General features: G+C 55.8%; 20 protein-coding genes. All 20 read right to left on the reverse strand.

Features of this window, described 5'->3' with window-relative positions:
* Positions 1-4 precede the first annotated feature (4 nt).
* Positions 5-2,158 (reverse strand): isoamylase, encoded by a 2,154-nt coding sequence (locus VNX88_21845; protein HWY71325.1) that lies wholly within the window; start codon positions 2,156-2,158, stop codon positions 5-7.
* Positions 2,155-2,919, reverse strand: a complete 765-nt coding sequence (gene pgl, locus VNX88_21850) for a 6-phosphogluconolactonase (protein HWY71326.1) — start codon at positions 2,917-2,919, stop codon at positions 2,155-2,157. Before pgl ends, VNX88_21845 begins: the two co-directional genes overlap by 4 nt.
* 31 nt (positions 2,920-2,950) lie before the next feature.
* Positions 2,951-4,357 carry a glucose-6-phosphate dehydrogenase gene (gene zwf, locus VNX88_21855; GenBank protein ID HWY71327.1) on the reverse strand — a complete coding sequence of 469 codons (1,407 nt, stop codon included), beginning with the start codon at positions 4,355-4,357 and terminating at the stop codon, positions 2,951-2,953.
* 10 nt (positions 4,358-4,367) lie between these two features.
* On the reverse strand, positions 4,368-5,402 hold the full coding sequence (gene gnd / locus VNX88_21860) for a decarboxylating 6-phosphogluconate dehydrogenase (GenBank protein HWY71328.1): 1,035 nt from the start codon (positions 5,400-5,402) through the stop codon (positions 4,368-4,370).
* Between the two features lie 27 nt (positions 5,403-5,429).
* Entirely contained in the window at positions 5,430-6,122 is a 693-nt protein-coding gene (rpe, locus tag VNX88_21865; GenBank protein HWY71329.1) for a ribulose-phosphate 3-epimerase, read from the reverse strand.
* 23 nt (positions 6,123-6,145) lie between these two features.
* On the reverse strand, positions 6,146-7,078 hold the full coding sequence (locus VNX88_21870; GenBank protein HWY71330.1) for a DUF2090 domain-containing protein: 933 nt from the start codon (positions 7,076-7,078) through the stop codon (positions 6,146-6,148).
* Positions 7,075-8,733, reverse strand: a complete 1,659-nt coding sequence (pgi, locus tag VNX88_21875) for a glucose-6-phosphate isomerase (protein HWY71331.1) — start codon at positions 8,731-8,733, stop codon at positions 7,075-7,077. The genes VNX88_21870 and pgi overlap by 4 nt, the downstream gene beginning before the upstream one ends.
* Before the next feature lie 72 nt (positions 8,734-8,805).
* Positions 8,806-9,810, reverse strand: coding sequence for a glucokinase (glk, locus tag VNX88_21880; protein HWY71332.1), 1,005 nt, complete (start codon positions 9,808-9,810; stop codon positions 8,806-8,808).
* Between the two features lie 20 nt (positions 9,811-9,830).
* Positions 9,831-11,144: a sugar MFS transporter gene (locus VNX88_21885; protein ID HWY71333.1), complete on the reverse strand. Its 1,314-nt coding sequence runs from the start codon at positions 11,142-11,144 to the stop codon at positions 9,831-9,833.
* 16 nt (positions 11,145-11,160) lie between these two features.
* Positions 11,161-12,825 carry a carbohydrate porin gene (locus tag VNX88_21890; GenBank protein HWY71334.1) on the reverse strand — a complete coding sequence of 555 codons (1,665 nt, stop codon included), beginning with the start codon at positions 12,823-12,825 and terminating at the stop codon, positions 11,161-11,163.
* Positions 12,826-13,309: 484 nt separating this feature from the next.
* Positions 13,310-13,723 carry an ATP synthase F1 subunit epsilon gene (gene atpC / locus VNX88_21895; GenBank protein HWY71335.1) on the reverse strand — a complete coding sequence of 138 codons (414 nt, stop codon included), beginning with the start codon at positions 13,721-13,723 and terminating at the stop codon, positions 13,310-13,312.
* Between the two features lie 36 nt (positions 13,724-13,759).
* Positions 13,760-15,163, reverse strand: coding sequence for a F0F1 ATP synthase subunit beta (gene atpD / locus VNX88_21900; protein HWY71336.1), 1,404 nt, complete (start codon positions 15,161-15,163; stop codon positions 13,760-13,762).
* A gap of 34 nt (positions 15,164-15,197) precedes the next feature.
* Positions 15,198-16,064, reverse strand: a complete 867-nt coding sequence (gene atpG / locus VNX88_21905) for an ATP synthase F1 subunit gamma (GenBank protein ID HWY71337.1) — start codon at positions 16,062-16,064, stop codon at positions 15,198-15,200.
* 15 nt (positions 16,065-16,079) lie between these two features.
* Complete coding sequence (gene atpA / locus VNX88_21910; GenBank protein HWY71338.1) at positions 16,080-17,612, reverse strand: F0F1 ATP synthase subunit alpha; 1,533 nt, start codon at positions 17,610-17,612, stop codon at positions 16,080-16,082.
* A gap of 56 nt (positions 17,613-17,668) precedes the next feature.
* Positions 17,669-18,061, reverse strand: a complete 393-nt coding sequence (locus VNX88_21915) for a F0F1 ATP synthase subunit delta (protein HWY71339.1) — start codon at positions 18,059-18,061, stop codon at positions 17,669-17,671.
* Between the two features lie 24 nt (positions 18,062-18,085).
* Positions 18,086-18,631, reverse strand: coding sequence for an ATP synthase F0 subunit B (locus VNX88_21920; protein ID HWY71340.1), 546 nt, complete (start codon positions 18,629-18,631; stop codon positions 18,086-18,088).
* Between the two features lie 58 nt (positions 18,632-18,689).
* Positions 18,690-18,878 (reverse strand): hypothetical protein, encoded by a 189-nt coding sequence (locus VNX88_21925; protein HWY71341.1) that lies wholly within the window; start codon positions 18,876-18,878, stop codon positions 18,690-18,692.
* Between the two features lie 75 nt (positions 18,879-18,953).
* Positions 18,954-19,916, reverse strand: a complete 963-nt coding sequence (atpB, locus tag VNX88_21930) for a F0F1 ATP synthase subunit A (protein ID HWY71342.1) — start codon at positions 19,914-19,916, stop codon at positions 18,954-18,956.
* Positions 19,917-20,398: 482 nt separating this feature from the next.
* Positions 20,399-21,304 carry a polyphosphate kinase 2 family protein gene (locus VNX88_21935; GenBank protein ID HWY71343.1) on the reverse strand — a complete coding sequence of 302 codons (906 nt, stop codon included), beginning with the start codon at positions 21,302-21,304 and terminating at the stop codon, positions 20,399-20,401.
* Positions 21,305-21,358: 54 nt separating this feature from the next.
* Entirely contained in the window at positions 21,359-21,817 is a 459-nt protein-coding gene (locus VNX88_21940) for a hypothetical protein (GenBank protein ID HWY71344.1), read from the reverse strand.
* Between the last annotated feature and the right edge of the window lie 267 nt (positions 21,818-22,084).

Consider the following 22,084-nt stretch of genomic DNA (forward strand, 5'->3'; position numbering starts at 1 on the left):
CGAGTCAGCTCATGGCAGCCTTGTGCCCGCTGCGCTGTCGAAGTAAGACAACGACGGACCTCGGCGCCACTCTGTAGGTCGCATTTTGCAGAGGCACACCTTTGTCCGAGAAATCATCGGGACTGGCCAGACTTGTATCGACGATTCGTTTCCACTCCTGTGCTCTTCCTTCCTGGACGTTGAATTCCAACTCTTCCCAGAACGCATTAATCACCACGTAGATGTCGTCATCGTTTTGAGAAGCGCCGTGCAGGCAGAACGCCAAACTTCGCGAGTCATGCGACAAGTCTGCCATTGGACCGGTTCCGTACCAGACAACATCCTCCCGCCAGAACCTGCTGCGGCTCAGTGACGGATGACTTTTGCGGAACGCAATCATGCTCTTGAAGAAACGGAAGATGTCCTGATTTGTCCGAAGCTGGCTCCAATCGAGCCATCCCGTTTCGTTATCCTGGTTATACGGATTGTTGTTGCCGAACTGCGTGTTGAGGAACTCATCCCCGGCTCGGAACATAGGAGTCCCGTTCGACAGCATGAGTAAGCAGCAGAAATTCTTTACCTGCTTGCGGCGCAGTGCCAGCACTTCAGGCGGCGCAGCTTCGTCGCCTTCGTGACCGCAGTTCCAACTGTAGTTGTCGTTCATGCCGTCCTGGTTGTTGTTGCCATTCGCCCAATTGCGCTTTTGGTTGTACGAGACGAGATCGTAGAGGGTAAAGCCGTCGTGAGAAGTCACGTAGTTTACGCTCTGGTAGGCGTGATATGCGTCGGCGCGGTTGTCGGGGAAAAGATCGTCGCTTCCATAAATGCGCCGCATCAGATCCGGAACCATTCCGGGATCACCTTTGACGAAACGGCGGACATCGTCCCGAAACCGAGCGTTCCACTGCAGCCAGGTTATGCCCGGAAATCCGCGGCCAAGTTGATAAGCCCCTGTATCCCAGGGCTCCGCGATCAACCGTAGCTGGCCCAACTCCGGGTCGCCGGCAATCTCAGCGAAGATCGGAGCGTGTCCCCAATTGAGGGATCCGTCCGCATTGCGGCTGAACACCGATGCCAGATCAAATCGGAAACCGTCAATATGCATCTCTTGCTTCCAATAACGCAAGCTGTCCATGACCATCTTGCGCACGTGTCCTCTGCCAAAATTCAACGTATTTCCCGTACCGGAATAATTCGCGTACGGATTTGTCGGGTCAGACGACATCATGTAATAGCTGGCACTATCGATACCTTTATAGCTGTAGATCGGGCCTCGGTGATCTCCTTCGCAGGTGTGGTTGTAGACGACGTCAAGCACAACTCCGATGCCCGCCTCGTGAAACGCCTCCACCATTTTCTCGAATTCAAGATGCTGCTGATCGTCATCGCGAGTACTGGCGTATTGAGCGTGCGGTGAGAAGAAGTTCAGAGGCATGTAGCCCCAGTAGTCGCCCTCTTGTGGATCACGCTGAAACACCGGCATCAACTCGACAACGGTGATGCCGAGTTCTTTCAGATAGGGGATCTTTTCTATCAGCCCTGCGTACGTGCCGGCGCGCGATTGAGCTACGCCAGAGTTGGGATTCTTCGTGAAGCCCTTCACGTGAAGTTCGTAAATGACTGCGTCGGACTCGTGGTGCTGTAACCGATCTTTTGTCCAGTGAAAGTCGAGACGAGAAGGCGTGAGCACACCGAGCGGTGCCCGCCCCGCATTTGATCCTTCCCGCATTGCCAATTCGCGATCAAAATCGAATGGAAAGAAAACAGCCCGAGCATAGGGATCGAGCAAGACCTTCTGCGGGTCAAAGCTGTGAACGTTGTCCACAGCCTCTCCCGAAACGGAATATCCGTAATAACGACACTCACGAATTTTCACGATAGGTATTCGACAATGCCAGATTCGTCCCGACTTATTCCTCAGGAAGTCGAAACGGTACGCCAGCAGCGGATTCACCAAATCTGTGGGAGCGTAGAGCAACAGTGTGACGCTCTCGGCATGCTCGGCGTGAACCGCGAAGTTGAACGCTTGCTCCTCTTCCATCCATGTGACACCAAGCGGCAGCGGACTGCCTTCGGCCTGTTCCCATGTCGGCCGCTGCGGACGCACGGAATCCGCCGGCTGAACGGTGCCCTCAGAATCGTCCACGTCGGTATTCAACCCTTGGATAGGATCGTTCACTTTGGCTCTTTGACTAGTGAATGATCAGTGCTGGCCCTGCTGGAGCTCTCCGGCAAGAGTTCCGATTCAACCCGCGGACCGGCAGTGGCCGCGCGATCCGCGAAAATCACGGCCTGAGATTGGGAGACCCTTCCCGCCGGTATTGACGGATCGCCCTCGCGCAGACGGACGAGCGGGCCAGCCTTTTCGCTGCCGGTGGCCAACCACAGAACCCGCCGGGCGCGATTGATGATTGGGTACGTCAAGGTCATTCGGAGCCTTCCCTGGTAGACGCCGGTCACAGCTACGTCCTTGTCGATCACGTTGAGTACCGGATCCCCGGGCACCAGCGAGGCAGTGTGTCCGTCCGGCCCAAGACCCAGATGAACAAGATCGAGCGTCGGCGGTGAGCCGGCGATCTCAGAGAGAAGCGAGGCGTACTCGCCGGCTGCGACACCAAGATTGGGCGATTCCACCGGCATAGCGTGAATCTGCTCCGGCGGAATCGGCGAATGATCGAGAAGACTCTCTCGCAGATGCGTGAGATTCCTATCTGCGTCTCCCAGTGGCGCGACTCGTTCGTCGACCTGTACTACGTGAATGCTCTGCCATAGGAGTTCTTCATTGGCCAGGGCACGCAGCATGATCCACGGAGTACGACCGCCGCTGACGGCCAGCACGAAGCGACCGCGTGCTGCGACAGCGGACCGGGCTTCGGCAGCGATAGCCTTCGCGGCGGCTTGGGCAGTGGCTTGTTCGTCGGCGAACACTTCAATCTTCATCGCGGCTGTCCCTTCTGAAGTAGCTGACGGTTCAGGCAGCGTTGCCGACAAGAGCTAGCGCCTCGAGTCCGACACGCGGGTTTTGCCAGCCCCCGGCTGGTGTGACGCGTTCCACTTCATTTGGGCCCCAGCTCCCAGCTTCATATGGGTAAACTGGGGTCTCCAGCTTCAAGAGCGGATCGACAATTCGCCAGGCTTCTTCCACATAGTCTTCGCGCGCAAACAGCGTGGCGTCGCCGGCCATGGCGTCGCCCAGCACACGTTCGTAAGGATCCATTTCTTCCGTGGTCTTTGGGCTGCTTGCGAACATCTCCGCTGACTGGCCTATCAGCTTCTCGCCCGGAGCCAGCACTGTCATTCCCATCGCGATTCCTACTTCGGGACTGATTCGGAACCGGAGATAGTTCGAATGAACTACGTCTGCGGGGATGACGGTGGGCGGCTTCCGCAGCCTGCAGACAATTTCCGTAGAAGTAACCGGCAGAGACTTCCCTGCCCGGATGTAGAACGGAACTCCTTGCCAGCGCCAGGAGTTGATCTCCAGTCGAAGCGCAGCAAACGTCTCCACTTTCGAATCCGCCGCCACTCCTTTCTCGTCGAGGTAACCGCGGAACTGCCCGCGCACAACGTTCCTTTCTTCCAGCGCGGGAATTGCCTTCAGGACCTTGACCTTCTCGTCTCGAATCGATTCGCTGTCCAACCGCACGGGTGCTTCCATGGCGAGGTTGCAGAGAACCTGAAACAGATGATTCTGGATGACGTCGCGGATCGTGCCAGTCTGGTCGTAAAAAGCGCCGCGGCCTTGCACGCCAAAGTCTTCAGCCATCGTGATCTGTACGCTTTCAATGTAATTGCGATTCCAGAACGCCTCCATGAATGCGTTTGCGAAACGAAAAACGACCATGTCGTGCACCGGACGCTTACCCAGGTAGTGGTCAATCCGATAGATCGATGATTCGTCGAACTTGCGCAGAAGAACTCGGTTAAGGTGCTGTGCGGATTCCAGATCATGGCCGAAGGGCTTCTCGACGATAATCCGGGCACCCTGCATGCATTCGCAATCCGCTAGTCTTTCGAGCACCTCTTCGAACATCGCGGGCGGAATTGCGAGATAGTGCGCCGGTCGCTTCGTTCCTTTTAGCTCCTTGCCCAACGCTTGAAAAGTAGCAGGATCGTTGTAGTCGCCATCGATGTAACGAAGCAAGGAAGAAAGCTTTGCAAAAGCCGCCGGATCGGCTCCTCCTCCATGTTTCTCGAGACTGTCGAAAGCGCGCGCACGAAGTTGGTCAAGAGTCCAACCGGCCTTGGCAACGCCGATGACCGGTATATCAAGATGGCCCCGCTTCAGCATCGCCTGCAGCGCGGGAAAGATCTTCTTGTACGCAAGGTCGCCGGTTGCACCGAAGAACACGAACGCGTCAGAATGGGAATTAGTCATCGTCATCTCCTCAGGCCACCTTGGACTTGTCGTCAGACTTCTCTAGATGTCCGCCAAACTGATACCGCATTGCAGACAAGAGCTTATTGGCGAAGCCAGCCTCGCCTCGCGAAGTGAATCGCTCATACAGAGCGGTGGTTAGAACCGGTGCTGGTACGGCTTCGTCGATGGCGGCTTTGATCGTCCACCGACCTTCGCCGGAGTCGGATACTCGTCCCGCAAACTTCGAGAGGTCCTTGTCTTCCTGCAGAGCGGAGGCCGTCAGGTCGAGCAGCCACGAAGCGATTACGCTTCCACGACGCCACAGCTCCGCAATATCGCGCAGGTTCAAGTCGTATTGATATTCTTCGGGGTTGCGTAACGGCGTAGTCTCGGCGTCGATAGCGTCGCTCGCCCGCTTGCCGACGTTAGCCGAGCGCAGGATTCCCAATCCTTCGGCGTACGCAGCCATTACTCCGTACTCGATCCCGTTATGGACCATCTTGACGAAATGGCCGGCGCCGTTTTGACCGCAGTGCAGATAACCCTGCTCGGCTGTGCCATCATTGTTTGACCGGCCGGGTGTGCGAGAAATGTCGCCCATTCCAGGTGCGAGCGCGGAGAAGATTGGATCAAGCCGCTGGACCACATCTTTTTCGCCTCCGATCATCATGCAGTAGCCCCGTTCGAGTCCCCACACGCCTCCGCTGGTGCCCACATCGACGTAGTGAATCCGTTTTGGCGCAAGCTCTTTGGCGCGCCGTATGTCGTCCACGTAATACGAGTTGCCTCCGTCAATGAGGGAGTCACCGGGCTCGAGGTGAGGCAGTAGATCGGCGATAGTCTTGTCGACAACTGCGGCCGGAACCATTAACCAAACAGCTCGCGGCCGCTCGAGCTTCTTCACCAGATCTGCGAGCGATTCAGCGCCGACTGCCTTGTCTTTAACTAATTCGCCCACAACTTCAGGCGACCTGTCGAAGACCACGCAGCGGTGACCTTTGTTAATAAGTCGCCGCACCATGTTGGCGCCCATTCTTCCAAGACCGATCATTCCAAGTTCCATAATGAAACCTCCTTAGTGAAACAGTTATTAAGCTAGAACCGCGTTGCTGCTGGATAGGACACTTCTACAGAGCTGATCCATAGCGGCGGTCACGCCAGCTCTCTCGCCGAAAATCGATGATCCCGCGACAAACACATTGGCTCCTGCCGCAGCGGCCAAGGGTGCAGTGATTGCATCTACGCCACCGTCGACCTCCAACTCAGCCCGAACGTTCATGCGTTCGATCATCCGATGGACCTGTTCGATCTTCGGCAACGTGCTACGAAGGAAATGCTGATGACCGAAGCCAGGATTCACTGTCATGACGACGACTAGATCCACGTCCGGCAGAATCTCTTCCAGCACCACAGCGGGAGTTGCAGGATTGATGACCACTCCCGCGGGTTTGCCCAGTTCCTTGATCCGCGCGACGGTCCTATGCAGGTTGTTGTTACCTTCCCAGTGGACAAGAAAAGAATCGGATCCGGCCTGAACAAACTCTTCAAGAAACAAATCCGGATCCGAGATCATTAAGTGTGTCTCGAGAGGAAGACGAGTTACACGCCTCAGCGACTGCACAATTGGCGCTCCCATCGACAGATTTGGCACGAAGTGCCCGTCCATCACATCGATGTGAATCCTGTCGGCCCCAGCCTTCTCCGCCTCCGCTACCTGCTCACCCAAGCGAGCGAAGTCGGCGGCAAGAATTGACGGGGCTAGTTTCACAGTCTCTCTTTCCATCTTTGGTCTCTCTTCCTGATTCCTTAAGCGGGAACGGCCTTGTCACTGGTTTCGAAGATCTCCACGAACTCCTGATAGCGGCGGGCAATCTCGGCCACCGCTGCATCTCGCGTAATCTTCTTGCCGCGCCAGTCAACTAGCGGATCCCAGAAGCTGGTCCGGCCGACAGCAAAGCCAATGAAGCCCGGCACGCCGGATGCAGTCGTGAGCCATTCGCGGACTCTCCGATCGTCTTCGCCGCGTCCGAGGATGATGCAGCCGACGCGGTTTCGGCCTTCCCGACGCGCGGAGGCCACGATCCTCTCGCAATCTTGCCGCCGCTCGAGCCCTTCGATCTTCCAGACGTCCGGCTCGACACCGGCATCCTGCAGCTCCTCGATAGTCTCGGCCATCAGTCGCGGACGAAGCTCCAGATCGTAGGCCTTCTTATCTCCTTTGACGCGCTCCAGCTGAGCCTTCTCCGCTGGCACGAGTAGTTCGAACATGAAACGGCTGGGACTTTTGTCGCTATGGAGATATTCCGATAAGCACTTCAGTCGAGCCGCTTGCTTTTGATTAAGAGTGCGATCTCCCTCCGGGTTGTAGCGAACGAGAACCTTACAGAAGGTTGGACGAAACGCTTCAATGTGCTTGGCGAACTCTTCTCCGTATTCGAAGTCGAACTCATCCTGTCCACTCTTCTCCGCTGGACAGGAAGTTGAGTATCCTTCTGCTTTTGCATCGCGCAGAATTGCAGCGCCGAACTGTTCGTCGACCAGAATTCCCGCTTTACTTTTGGGAACGCCGGCGTTAACTGCGGCGGTGAAGGCGTCGTAGATCACCCGCTTCGCGGCAGCGATCTCGGCCGTTTGTTGGGGGCTCAAGGTCCCATCCCATCCAAACATCTTCTTCTGGAACGAGCCCCGATGATCGAAGGGCAGAACGTATAGCGGTTTATCAAAGCCGAGAGTTGTCATGCGGTCTCCTTGGATTTTCGGTAATAGCTGATCAAGTTGTTGGTTGAGCTGTCGTGGGCGAGCTTCGGTTCTTCCTTGCTCTCGAGTTCTGGGATTATGCGTTGCGCGAGAACTTTCCCCAGCTCGACACCCCACTGGTCGAAGGAATCGATGTTCCAAATTGCACCCTGGGTGAAGGTGGAGTGTTCGTATAAAGCAACGAGCTTGCCCAAAGTTTCTGGTGTCAGCCGATCCACAAGGATCGTGTTCGATGGACGATTGCCCTCGAACACACGGTGGGGCACAAGCCAGTCGGGAGTGCCTTCAGCCGCGACCTGCTCGGCGGTCTTGCCGAAAGCCAGCGCCTCAGCCTGCGCGCACACGTTGGCGATCAGCATGTCATGGTGCCGACCGAGCGGATTGAGCGGTTTGGAAAAAGCAATGAAGTCGCACGGGATGAGCCTGGTTCCTTGGTGAATCAGTTGGTAGAAAGAGTGTTGACCGTTAGTTCCCGGCTCGCCCCAGTAGATGGGGCCCGTGTCGCGAGCTACCCTGTTCCCGTCGACGGTGACGTGCTTGCCATTGCTCTCCATCGTCAATTGCTGGAGGTAGGCTGGGAAGCGTTTCAGATATTGCTCGTAAGGCAACACCGCTACGGTCTGCGCGCCAAAGAAGTCGTTGTACCAGACCCCTAGGAGACCCATGATGACGGGAAGGTTGCGTTCGAATGGCGCGGTCCGGAAGTGCTCGTCCATCTGGTGCAGACCAGTCAGCATCGCTCGGAAGTTATCCGGGCCGATAGCGACCATGGTCGAGAGCCCAATTGCCGACGACATGGAATAGCGACCGCCAACCCAGTCCCAGAACTCGAACATGTTGGCGGTATCGATACCGAACTTCGCAACTTCCCTTGTGTTCGTTGAAACCGCCACAAAATGCTTCGCGACTGACTTTTCGTCATTCCCCAATCCGGATAGCGACCAGGCGCGAGCCGTCTGGGCGTTCGTCATAGTCTCCAGAGTCGTGAACGTTTTCGAAGAGATGATAAAGAGCGTTTCCGATGGATCAAGATCGCGGACGGCCTCTGCAAAATCCGTGCCGTCGATGTTGGACACAAAACGGAACGTCATGGCTCGATCGCTGTAATGTTTTAGCGCCTCATACGCCATGACCGGGCCCAAATCGGAACCGCCGATGCCAACATTGATTACGTTACGAATGCGCTTGCCGGTATGTCCCTTCCATTCGCCGCTGCGCAGCCTGTTTGCGAAATCCGCCATGCGATCGAGCACAGCGTGCACCTTGGGCACAACGTTCTCACCATCGACGACGATGGAAGCGTTGCGCGGAGCGCGGAGCGCAGTGTGCAAGACTGCTCTCTTCTCAGTGACGTTGATTTTCTCGCCACGAAACATCGCGTCGATTCGTTCCCGCAATCCACATTCTTCGGCGAGTTGGATCAGCAGCTTGAGCGTTTGATCCGTTACGCGATTCTTTGAGTAGTCCAGATAGAGGCCGACAGCCTCGGCTGTCAAACGTGTGCCGCGCTTGGGATCATCCGCGAAGAGTTCTCTCAGGTGTAGTTTCGAAACCTTCTCGTAGTGTGATTCGAGCGCTTTCCACGCCGACTGTTTGATCGATCGTTTTTTTGCCAGCGGTTGAGGATTTGCTGCCACTCTAATGCTCCTTTTCGTTCCTATTCAGGCTGCCTTGCGTGCCGGTGATTTTGACGAGGTTAAAAGTGCTGCTCATGCGCCATTTCTGATGCTCTTCAGGCTCTCGAGCCCAAATGTGGCAGCTCCGAGGAGTGCCGCACGTATAGTGATGACGTGAATGGGAATTTGTTCCATTAGATTTTTGAAGCGGCCCTTTCTGCTGAAGGCTTGCATAAACCGCGGATGCTTTAGCGCGTCCGACAAGTGCACCGCTATGCCCCCAGCCAGGTAGACACCACCTGTGGCAAGAACTTTCAGGGCGAGATTGCCGGCTTCGCTTGCCAGAATCGAAACCAGCATTTCAACCGTGGCCCGACACAACTCGCTTGACAGTTGCGGGTCAAGGGCAGCGCCCAGGATTGCTTTCGTGTGATCTTTTGCCGAGGCAATCAGTTGAGCGACTTCAGGCTGTTCCGGTATCTTCTCCTCGTCGCGCAGAAATTCATAAATGTTGGGAACGCCGATTCCAGAACAGACGCGTTCAACACCTACATGACCGAAACGCGGAAGCAAGTACGCCAGCAGACGCATTTGCCGCCGGTCTGTCGGCGCAAAATCTGAGTGACCACCCTCAGATACATGGGCAACGTACCGCGAGCTATCCCAAGTCAGGAACGATTCACCCAAACCCGTCCCTGGCGCGATGATCGCGATAGGACCATTCGAAACCGGCTCTCCTTTATTTATTGTGAGCAAGTCCTGTACACGTAAAGTCGGGACCGAGAGCGCGACCGCCTCCAGATCGTTCAACAGGTGGACGGATTTCAGATTCAGGTCCTTGGCCAGCGTGCTTTCATCCATCGTCCACGGCAAGTTGGTGATTTTGACCTGGCCGTTGATCACAGGACCGGCGACGTCAAAGGAGGCTACGTCAACCGGCATCTTCACGCGATCGAGAAACTCCATGACGAGGGCCTGCAGGCTGGGATAGTCGGCGCTGCGAACTTCTGTCTCAGCCAAAGGTGTGTGCGGCCCCGATTCGCTCGAGTAGATTGCCAGGTCTGTTTTTGTACCGCCGATATCGCCCGCAATTAACATTCTTTACTCCGCAGACATTTCTAAGCTGTTGTGTAGCGCTCGCTGTTCGGCTTCGATCCGCTCAGCCCGTAGAACAAGATGTACAAATAGCAAATCACCGGCAGAACAAAAGCGTGGTGAAGCCCAATTTGGTCAGCAATTACGCCCTGGATCACGGGCAGGATGGCACCGCCCACTATGGCCATATTCAGCAGGCCGGACCCGTTTCCCGTGAGAGGCCCAAGTTCTGCCACTCCCAGACTGAAAATCGTAGGGAACATGATGGAGTTGAAAAGCCCCACGGTGAGAATTGTCCACATCGCGGTGTGCCCGCCCAACAGCATCGAGATGGTTACCAGCGCCGCGGCAAAGATCGCGCACACAGCAAGCAGACGCCCGGGCTTGATCCGCCGCAGAAGTCCCGCGCCGAGAAACCGTCCGATCATGGCGCCGCCCCAGTAAAACGAAACAAAACCTGCTGCCGTCCTGGTGGAAAGACCCGCAATCTCGGGCAGACCGAAATAATTCACCAAAAAACTTCCGATGGACACTTCGGCGCCCACATAGGCGAAAATCCCGAGGGCGCCAAAGAGGAGATTTGGATGCTTCCAGATCGAATCGTTAATCTTCTCTCCAGAACGCGACGTGGCGGTTTCAATTCGGGGTAGCCTGGAGGCGCCAATCAAGACCGCCAGCAAGATTAGTGCGATGCCGATCACTGTGTATGGAATCTTGACCGACCCTGCTTGTTGCACACGGTAGGCTTGTAGTGCTTGCGGAGCAAGCTGTCGCAACTGTTCAATCGCTAGTGGCGCGGCACTCAGGATGAGCAATCCCCCGATTTTCGGAGCGATCGTGGTCCCCAGCGAGTTGAACGCCTGCGTCAGATCCAGGCGGCTAGATGCCGTTTCAGGCTTGCCTAGCAAATCCACATAAGGATTAGCCGCCACCTGAAGACCAGTGATCCCCGCGGCGAGGATCAGGAGTGCCGTCAAAAACAGGGGGAAGGAAGCAGCGGATGCGGCAGGCAGGAATAGAAACGCGCCACAAGCCATGGTTAAAAGCCCCACTACCATGGTCCTTTGATATCCGATCCTATTCACGAACCTCGACCACGGCACGGAAAATAAAAAGTAGGCAGAGAAAAATGCAAACTGAACCAACATGACTCGCGCGTAGCTGAGGTCGAAGATTGACTTCAGATGCGGCACCAAAATGTCGTTCAGGCTCGTCAGGAAACCCCACATGAAAAACAAGGTGGTGACGATCGCGAGTGGACGAGTGTAGCTTCCCGCATCCGGCGTCGAAGCGTTCTGCGCTGTCGCTGAGCTGACCGTTATTTCTCGGCTTGCCATGGTCTTACCTTTCGTCCTACCACCACGTTTCCGCTTGCACTCCGTATGTAAGTCCGTCTGTTCGGTTTTGGAACGGAGTGCCGCCTACAAAGCCACGAAGCCCGTCAGACCAGTTCGCATAGGTCAGGAAGGCGCGAAGAACCGGCCGGCTGAAGAACTTTCTTCCCGCTCCAATTTGTGGAGCTATCGTGAACTTACGCAGCCATCCGTCGTACTGACCGCGAAGACGCGTATGGTCGACGCCTCCTTCAAAGGCTAGGGAGAGATATTTGGTGAAAAAGACCTCTGGTCGCGCGCCGAATGACACCCACTGATTCCAGTCGTGCTGCGGATTCCCATCTTTGGTCCGCTGGTACACGAAGATTGGCATGATGGCGAATCTATCGTTTGGTTGAAAGAGGACCTGTTCTGTCGCGAGAAGCCTTGCCGAATTACGGCGAAATGCCGTGGGATCGTCCAGCGACGCACTGAAGTTGCTGGCCGCGCCCGTTCCATATTGAAAACTAAAGGTATGATAGCCTCCGTGCCATTCCAGGCGCTGGTGGCGCAGACCAACTCCGTACCCATCCGTTGTGGGAATCTTTATGCCCGCTGATGTCGCGCCGCCTTTCGACGTCGCGAAATTGAACCACGCTCCCCAAAGACCACCGGGGCCTTTCACGTCGTACAAGCGCAGATCAATGTTGTTCTTTGCGAGATAGCCGTTCTCCGTTACGATGTCAGGCCGCGCGCCCGATATGTAGGCGACAGCCATCTTGCCGACACCGACATTGAAGTCCTCGACGCCGGCACCGTACCCGCTCATGTCCAGCGGATAGAAATCGTCGATCTCGATATGCTGGCGCCGATAGTACCTTTCGCCGGCCCAGAACTTGGCGTTCGGTTGTCTCTCGAAGATGTTTCCCGCCTGAACGAAGGCCTCCCGAAAGCGGAATTGATCGTTTCCAAGTCCGCCAGAAAAATTCGCGTAGTTCGCCGAGTTGGTGGTGTTAGCCTCGATCATCACCTCGGTCTTCATCCAGGCTTTGTCGGAATCGCGCTCCGGGTTCAGCCAGTTGTTGACAAAGATGAGTTCCGCGTACGTTTCCGCCTCATTCCCCAAACGGTACTTGGCGTCCGCTCCCGGAGCCTGAAACGCGACTTGCTCTCCGCCTCGACTGTTTACTCCGTAGCCGGAACGGAAGTATCCATGAAATTCGAACACGCCCAACTGCTGGCGCAAGCCCTGGATTTCGGTTTGCGCCTCCTGCAGGAGGTCATATGTCGGACGCGAGGGCAACTGTCCCTGGTACTTGGCTCCAACCTGATCCGATGCTCCGAACAAGACCTTCTTGACTGCCTGCTCGGCGGCGAGTTCTGAGACTGATACCGTTGTCTCCTTCTCCTTCGCCGTCGCGGCTTTCTGTTCTTCGATCTGTTGCTCCAGCGTGGCGATGCGCTGCTGAAGATCGCGAGTGGTCGCTTCGTATTGCTGTTTCAACTCTTGTAGTTGCTGCTGGAGCGGATCCGACTGTTGGGCGCGAGCGGACGGGACGAGAGCAAGCATCGCAGTGCACCAAAGTGTCCCAATTACTGGCCGCTTACGATGAATGCGTGCTCCGCTGATCATGGACTTGATTCGTGCTTTCGCCGCGTTCTTTTGTCCCCGCGGAACCGACAAAGTTCGGCGGAGGTGAAGCATGTTTATTTCAAGCATTCGCGATTCCATCTCGTGGAGCCGGCAGCAAATGCGTTCTGGGCTTAAGGTGCAAGGACTTACAGGCAGGTCGTCGAAGGGAGAGGTAGTTGGGCCTTCAACGGACACGAAGAGGTGCCAAGCGTTTGGCACGTGACAGACACGACGCTGATTCCGGATCACTGGCAGGTCAAGTTGGGAGATTGCTATTCCGCTCGGTATCCCGAGCTAACGGGGAAAACGCGTGGAACAAAGGCTTAGTGGAGTTCCGACTCGTGAAAGGGCCTCGACTTCCAGTCGTGCCTTCAAGTGCCCCCTTACGCTCAGGCTTTAGCCGCTGTGCTTTTGACTGGTGAAGCAACAAATATCCAGAGGCTAAAGCCGGACTTGAGTGCGTTCATCGGCACGACTGAAAGTCGGATGCCCTTTCACAAACCACGCTCAGGTTAACTCTTATCACTTTTCGGGTTAGCCTAGTGCTGCGCCCTCTTCACCCTCGTGGATGGCGCCGCTTTACATACAATTGCGCCACTGAGCGAGCCAGAGCCGCGTTGACGGAGGCTACTTCCTGGGAAGACAGTTTTTCGCGAAGCCGCGCTGCGGCGCGCTGGCGCGCTTCTTCTGCCTTCGCTTCGTCGATGTTGTCGGCAGCAACCGCCATATCTGTCACGATGGCTACGCGGTCACCCGTGACTTCAACGAGTCCCTCGCCAACTGCGAGAAATTCATCGCGGCCGCCCTTGTGCACGATCATTTCTCCCGGAACTAATTGCGTCATTAGCCGGACGTGCTGAGGGTAAACACCCATCTGCCCGTCAACCCCTGGCAACGTAACCAACTCAACGTCTTCGGAGTACACGGTGGCAGTCGGCGTGACAATTTCAAGTTTTAGAGTGTTTGGCATGTTTCACATATGTTGGAGCTCTCGACCCCAAACCATTCAGCCTTGTTTTATTTCTTCAATCGCACCCTTCATGTAGAAGTTCGCTTCCGGCACGTCGTCGTGCTTGCCGTCAAGGATCTCCTTAAAGCCGCGAACGGTTTCAGCTACAGGTACCTGTCTTCCTTCACGACCGCTGAAGACTTGCGCTACGCTGAACGGTTGACTCAGAAAACGCTGAATCTTGCGCGCACGGAATACGGTTAGCTTGTCCTCAGGTGCCAGCTCATCCATTCCGAGAATCGCGATGATGTCCTGCAGGTCTTTGTAGCGCTGAAGCACCTTCTGTACTCCACGCGCCACCTCATAGTGCTCTTGGCCTACGATTTCTGGTGCGAGAGCGCGAGAGGTCGAGGCCAGCGGATCCACTGCCGGATAGATTCCCAATTCGGCAATCGCGCGGTCGAGGACGATGGTCGCATCCAGGTGAGCGAAGGTTGTGGCCGGCGCTGGGTCGGTAAGATCGTCCGCAGGAACGTACACGGCCTGAAACGACGTGATCGAGCCTTTCTTGGTTGAGGTAATCCGCTCTTGTAACGCCCCCATCTCAGCGGCGAGAGTTGGCTGGTAACCGACGGCGCTGGCCGTGCGACCTAGCAGTGCCGACACCTCAGATCCGGCTTGGGAAAAGCGGAAGATGTTGTCAATGAAGAGCAACACATCCTGGTTCTTCTCATCGCGAAAGTACTCGGTCATAGCAAGGGCGGAAAGCGCTACGCGCAGACGCGCACCCGGCGGTTCGTTCATCTGACCGTATACCAGCGTGATTTTGGACTCGCCCAGGTTGTCCTGTTTGATAACTCCGGAGTCGGACATGTCGTGGTAAAGATCGTTTCCTTCCCGAGTGCGTTCGCCAACGCCAGCGAACACTGAAACGCCTCCATGGAGCTTCGCGATGTTGTGTATCAACTCCATGATCACGACCGTCTTGCCCACTCCTGCGCCACCGAAGGCGCCGACTTTGCCGCCCTTCAGGAAAGGACAGATCAAATCGAGAACTTTGATTCCGGTCGCCAGCACTTGCGGAGAAGTTGATTGGTCCACAAGCGGTGGCGGTGTGCGGTGAATGGGATAGTATTTCTCCGCCTTAACAGGTCCGCGTTCGTCGACCGGGTTGCCGGTGACATCGAATATCCGACCCATGACACCTTCACCGACGGGCATGGAAATCGGGCCACCGCTATCTGTGACGTCGAAGCCGCGTTTGAGTCCCTCGGTGCCGGCCATGGAAATTGCCCGGACCAATTTATCGCCGAGGTGTTGCTGCACTTCGAGCGTCAGTTTAGCGGGCTGGTTCTGCAATTTGTATTCAACGGTCAACGCGTGATAGATCCCAGGCAATGCTGCGGGGAACTCAACATCCACTACCGGACCTGCAACTTTTACGATCTTGCCTATGTTCATATTGATACCGATCTGCGACGGGCAGTGAGTTCGCTCACTCAGCCTGACCGCCGGCGATTTCCAGTAACTCCTTCGTGATATTGCCCTGCCGTTGCTTGTTGTATTCAAGCGACAAGTCTCTAATCAGGTGGTCGGCGCTGTCGGTGGCATTCTTCATTGATACCATGCGCGCGCTTTGCTCACTGGCTTTCGCATTCAGCAAGACCTGATAGATGTAAAAGTTCAGATAGTGCGAGAGCATATAACCGAGAACCGCTTCTGGATTAGGCTCGAACAGCGACTCGTTATTGTCCTCTGCTAATTCCTTTTCCGATTCCATACCGGGAAACTGCAGCGTCTTGATTTCGCCCACTGGCAGAAAGTCGATTGTGATCGGATGTTGAGTAAGTGTGTTGACGAATCGCGTAGCCACGATCTCGACCCGGTCTACTTCCCTTTTTAGGAATAGATCGCGGGCGAAGGCCGCAATCGCGGAGGCTTCGGAGAACTGGGGCGTGTCAGCGTATTCGAACTCCGCGGCAAGCCGTCGGCCGCTGTGGGCAACGAATTGCGCAGCTTTGCGTCCTGCCGTGATGAAGACTGTTGATTGGGGATCGGACTGGGAGGCCACGCGGAACAAGTTTGTGTTGAGCGCCCCGCACAAGCCCTTATCAGCGCCGATGAGGATAACGGCTTTTTTGCGGACGTCACGCACCTCAAGCAGGGGATGCGTGAACTCGCCCATACGCGTCGTCGCTTCGCGCTGAATGCGGTACAACAGGTACGCAAATGGACGGCCAGCCAACGCAGCCTGCTGGGCTTTGCGCATTTTCGATCCCGCCACCATCTGCATTGCCTTGGTAATCTGCGCAGTGCTGCCGATGGACCGGATGCGTCGGCGTAAATCGCGGATACTATGCATGATTAGACGTGGCGCTCATTTCCATGTCTGCTTAAACTCGTCGGCCGCAGCCTTCAATTCCGCCGCTAAGGCGTCGCTGAGTGCCTTCTCGTTTTCGATTTTTCGCAGTAGCTCGGTCTTGCGCATGCTTAGATATTCAGTCAGCCTATTTTGGAACTCCTTGACCCGCTCCACTGGCACATCATTCACATACCCGTTTTGGACGGTCCAAATGACAGCCACCTGAAGCGCAACGGGAATCGGGCTGTACTGCGGCTGCTTGAAGATCTCGATAATGCGCTTGCCGCCGTCGATCTTCGCCTGCGTTTTCGCGTCCAGTTCCGAGCCGAACTGCGCGAACGCTGCGAGTTCGCGAAATTGGGCGAGATCACCTTTGAGCTGTCCGGCAACTTGCTTCACGGCTTTGAGCTGCGCCGCGGAACCAACGCGGGAGACTGAGAGGCCTACCGAAATGGCGGGACGGACGCCCTGGTAGAACAAATCCGTTTCGAGATAGATCTGGCCGTCCGTAATCGAGATGACGTTGGTAGGGATATAAGCGGATACGTCGCCAGCCTGCGTTTCAATAATCGGCAAAGCCGTTAGCGATCCGTTGCCATATTTCTCTCCAACACGCGCCGCGCGCTCAAGCAGCCGGCTATGGAGATAGAACACGTCGCCGGGATACGCCTCGCGGCCCGACGGCCGCTTCAACACCAGCGACACCTGCCTGTAAGCCACGGCGTGCTTGGAGAGATCGTCAAACACGATCAAAGCATCCATGCCGTTGTCCATGAACCACTCGCCCATCGCCGCTCCGGCGAATGGAGCCAAATACTGGTTCGTCGCCGAATCGGAGGCAGGAGATGCCACGATGATTGTGTACGGCATCGCCCCGGCTTCCTCGAGCACGGAGATAATGCGGGCAATACTGGATTGTTTCTGACCAATCGCTACGTAGATGCAATACAGAGGGCGATGCGACTTGTCGCCGGCACCTTCAGCGGCCTTGTTGAGACGCGCCTGGTTGATGATGGTGTCGACACAGATGGTCGTCTTGCCGGTCGACCGGTCGCCGATGATCAACTCACGCTGACCGCGGCCAATCGGAATCATCGAGTCGATCGCCATGATCCCCGTTTGTACCGGCTGGCTGACGGGACGGCGACGGATGATGCCTGGAGCCATTTTTTCGACTGGATAAGCGACATCGCTCTTGACCGGACCCTTGCCATCCACTGGCTCGCCCAGCATGTTCACGACTCGGCCCAACAGGCCCTTGCCCACAGGCACCTGTAGCAGCTTGCCTGTTGTGCGTACCTCGTCCCCTTCTTCGAGCCGCGTGTAGTCTCCTAGAATCGCCACTCCGACTTCGGTTTCGCCGAGATCCAGCGCCAGGCCAGTGATGCCGTTGCCGAGGTCGAGCATCTCGTTGAGCATCGCGTCGGTGAGACCTTCAACTTTGGCGATACCATCGCCGACCTCGCGTATGATGCCGACGTTCTCCTTGCCGGCAGTAGCCTTAGCTCCGTTGATTTGAGCTTCAATTTCCAGTAACAGGTCAGCCATAATTTCCTTCGCCTCGATGCGATTAATCGTCAGACCTTCGAGACTTTGAATTCCTTTCAAAAACTCTTCTGCAGCGAGGCCAATTCAGCTCGCACGCTACCGTCATAGACATCACTACCTACCCGGATCCGCATTCCTCCGATCAGCGATGGGTTCAGTGCAAACGATGTGCTCAACCCCGGTCCATACAGGCGATCGAGATTCGACAACACGTTTGCGCGCAACTCATCAGGCAATGAAGTAACGCTCTCTACTTCGGCGGTGTGCCGGGCACGTTCCAGCTTCACTAAGTGCTGGAAGCGGGAAAGCAGGGTGAGGCTTCCTCGCCGCTTGGCGTCGAGAACTTTTTGCACTGCCTCGCGAACCCGAGCCTCATCCAGCGATCCTCCAACCAGGCACACGCGAAACAGCTGCTTGGCTTCACGCTCGAGTTGTTTCGTAGATTTCATTCCTGGTTCAACCTAATTTGTGCGCTATGCCGTCAATTGCGCGGCTGTTTCCTCGGCCAAACGTTGCTGATCTTCCGGAGTCAGAACTTTGCCGGTGACAATGGCCGTCGTCTTTACAACCAGTCGACCGAACTCAGACTTGAGTTCCGAGAGCATGCGCGTCCTATCTTGTTCCGAGGCTTCGTGCGCCCGCGCCATAATCTGTTCGGCCCCAGCGATGGCTTTTTGGGTTTCCTGTTCCTGCACGCGGGCAGCGGCAGCGCGACCTTCTTCGATCAGTTTGCTGGCTTCGGCGTTTGCCCGGTCCAGCACTTCTCTGCGCTGCGCCTCAGTGCGGGCCAACTCGGCCTTGATCTGCTCGGCGTTCGCCTGCCCTTGCGCGATCTGCTGCCGCCGTTCCTGCAGCATTTTGAGAACGGGTTTGTAGGCGAATCGCTGCAGAAGAATACAAACGATAGAGAAGCTGATCATCTGAGCGATCAGGTGAGACCAGTCCACACCGAAGGTCCTCGCTATCTGCTCGACCTGCCCGCTACCGCCTGCTGTCACCAGCAGTGCCAATGCATGCATAAATCACACTCTCGTCTCGGCAGCGTCAGCGCTCGTGTGCTGCGCGCCGATTTTTTTCTTACTTCACAAGGAACAGCGCGTAGAAGACGATTGCTTCTGCGAAGGCAATAGACAGAATCGACTGCACCAGAATCTTCGTAGCAGCTACAGGATTGCGTCCGACTGCATCTGAAGCTTTCGCTCCGATTAGACCTACACCGAGCGCAGCGCCTAACGCCGCCAGACCAACGTGAATACTTCCGTTCATATGAGTTTTCCCTTCTTCCTTTTCTTCCGACGGCTCCCGCGATTGAACACGGCCAAGCCGCCGATTATTAATTCGTCAGGCCGGTGAAGTGGCTGGCTCCTCCGCCTCACGCTGGCAGATAAGCAGCGTGAAGACAGCGGTCAGCAACATGAACACCAGGGCCTGAACCAGACCAACCATCAACTCCATAAAATAGAATGGAACCGGCAACAGCCATCCCAGATTAGGAATCAGCGTGCTCATCGCGTCCAGCATGTTTTCTCCCGCGAACACGTTTCCGTAGAGACGAAAACTAAGCGAGATAGGCCGGAATAAAATCGAAATAATTTCCAAGCAGCCCGCGGCAAAGAACACGACCACCATGACCACTTTCATGAACCCGTCAGTCTCGCCTTTGGGCGCAAACAGCTCTTTGAGAAATCCGATCAAACCGTCTTCCCGCAGTGCCCAGACAATCCAGCAGGCAAAAAAGACCAGGGCCATAGCAAGTGTCAGGTTCACATCCGCGTTCGCGCCGCGGAACAGCGGCTCGTCGATCCTGAAACCATGCGCCCCCTGATGTCCCCAACCGATAGTTCCCACACCGGGAATCAGCCCCAGCCAATTCGCGGAGAGGATGAAAATGAAAATGCTCGCGAAGAACCAGAACGTTCGCTTCACCAGATGTGGCCCGATGATGCCTTCGAGAAATGTGTACAGTCCCTCCACCAGCCATTCCCAGAAATTCTGGATTCCGTCGGGAACTGACTTCATGTGCCGCGTAGCCACTTGAGCAAAGACGATGAGGCCCACGGCAACAATCCAGCTCACGACCATGGAATTCGTGATTGGGAAACCAAACGGCCTGGCGATCTCTACGGCTTTTTGCGAAGGGCCGTGTTCCTCTGGTTCAGCGGTCACAGCAGCTGGTGCGGCAAGTACGGCGTTCGCCTGTGTCGCCGGCTCATTCCTCAACTCCGTGTTCACAGCGAAGGCCCACACGGCGCCAAGGCAGAGGAACACAGCGGTAAGGAGCAGCGATATCAGCTTAGTTTTCACGCTGGGCAAGACCTCGGCACCTCTGCTCCACCTTTCATAGGCCAACTTCTTCCCTGGTTTAAGCATTCGTGATTCCAATCCAGCATCTGCCGCTGCTATTGCCGTATTGCACTTTGGAGCTAGGCAGTTACAGTGCCCTCCGTCATCGAGGGCTTGCGTGAGAGTGTTTGTCGTAAGAGCCGTAGACGAACAGAATTTGGCAAGTGACAGGTGAATCAGGAAATCCTGATGAGGAATTAGACATTTTGCTTAGGCACTCCAGACACTGTCATCCCTCAGTCCGCAGCGAGACAGGGCTTATGTCGTCAATAATTTCACTGCGGACTGGGGGATCTGCTGTCTCTCGGTGAACACAAAAAACAGATCCCCCGCACAAAGAATGCGCGAGGGATGACAGTTTCACAATGTCGTTGGGGTTCTTGTCGTGGATCAATCGTCAAACTAACCCAGTACTCATTCTCTGCACGAGTGGAGCGAGCGCCTTACTTCGACTTCAAAAGGATCTCTTTCGCTTCGGCGATTTCCTTGAGTTTTTCCTTGTCAACGCTGGGGTACGCCAGATCAAGAGAGGCCAGAGTGTCGATGATGGCCGAAGCAACAATCACGCGACTGAACCACTTGTTGTCCGCAGGCACGACATACCAAGGGCTATCCTTGGTGGCGGTGTTGCGAATCATGTCCTCGTAAGCGTTCTGGTACTGATCCCAGAAGCCGCGTTCTGCCATGTCCGAGGGGGAAAACTTCCAATTCTTTTCGGGAGTATCCGCGCGTTCGAGGAAGCGGCGCTTCTGTTCGTTCTTCGAAAGATGGAGAAAGAATTTCACGACCGCGATGCCGTTGCGGTGGAGGTAGCGTTCGAAACTGCGGATATCCTGGAAGCGCTCCTCCCAAATGCGCTTCGTAATGAGCGACGGTGGAATTCTCTCCTTTGCGAGAAATTCAGGATGCACACGGACGACGAGCGTCTCCTCGTAGTAGCTGCGGTTGAAGATGCCGATGTGCCCGCGATTGGGGAGGCATTTCACGCAGCGCCAGAGATAATCGTGATCGAGGTCCTCGGCGGATGGAGCCTTGAAGGAGAAGACCTGGCAACCCTGCGGGTTCACGCCGGACATAACGTGCTTGATGGCACCATCCTTGCCGGCGGCGTCCATGGCTTGAAAGATAAGGAGCAAGCCCCATTTGTCCTGCGCGTAGAGCATGTCCTGCAATTCCGCAAGCACGCCAATACCGACTTCCATCGCTTCTTTGACCCGCGGTCTATCCGCGGACTTGAGTCTTAAGGTTTCGCCCGGATCAAAATCCTTTAACGTAAACTTCTCTCCGTCGGTGATACGGAATGGCTTCGCAAACTTGTGGGCTTCGTTGATAACTTTCTTTGTTTTCATAGGCAGTTGATTCCACGACTGGAATCGTAATTGTCCTTTTCGTCCGAGTGTTTCTTAGTGCTGCCCAGTCTCCGCGCTCAACTCATTCCCATTGTAGGATGATGGGGAGCGATGGACGCTCTCGCCGAGCTTTGCTGATTGGTGCAGTATACGTCCGCAAAACAGCGCGACGGAATTGATGCGAGCACGATCCTGGATAACTTTCGTGCATCCCTGGAACAACACGACGATCGCGAGACTGAGCGCCACCAGCGGCGCGCGTCGGCTTACTGCCGTCGCCAAAGCTGAGTAGGTCAACCCATCCTCGTCCGTTATTTCGGTTGACCGAAGTTGATCGTATTGAGGCACGTCGTCCACAAGAGTCTTCCCGCGCTCCCAACTTTGAAGACGAGCGCAATATCCCGAGCTTGCCAGTAGCACGTATCTCGCCAGCGAGGTGAACTCGTCGAAAAGCTGCTCATCTCCTCGCTTTTCAACAAAAACAAACGGCGAGCCATGAGTGCTGTGGCTCACAGGGCCCCGGGCGTAGTGACGAGGCTTTGGCGTCTGACGAAGGGCCAAGTTCGTTACGAAAGGTTGCAAAAGATTCCGTGGGAATTCCGAAAGAACAGCGACAATTACAGGACTTTTTCGCGATGACGTCGGAAAGCGCTGAATCTTGCCCAAAATTTGCAAAATTCGTTCCCAGGCAGGGATTTAACAGGGATCTCTGTCGATTTCCGCCGAACCTCTACATTCTTCTCGTTTTAGCGCTCTTTCTCGGCGATATCCGAAAGAAGA

The sequence above is a fragment of the Terriglobales bacterium genome, from assembly GCA_035567895.1.
GTDB lineage: Bacteria > Acidobacteriota > Terriglobia > Terriglobales > Acidobacteriaceae > Gp1-AA112.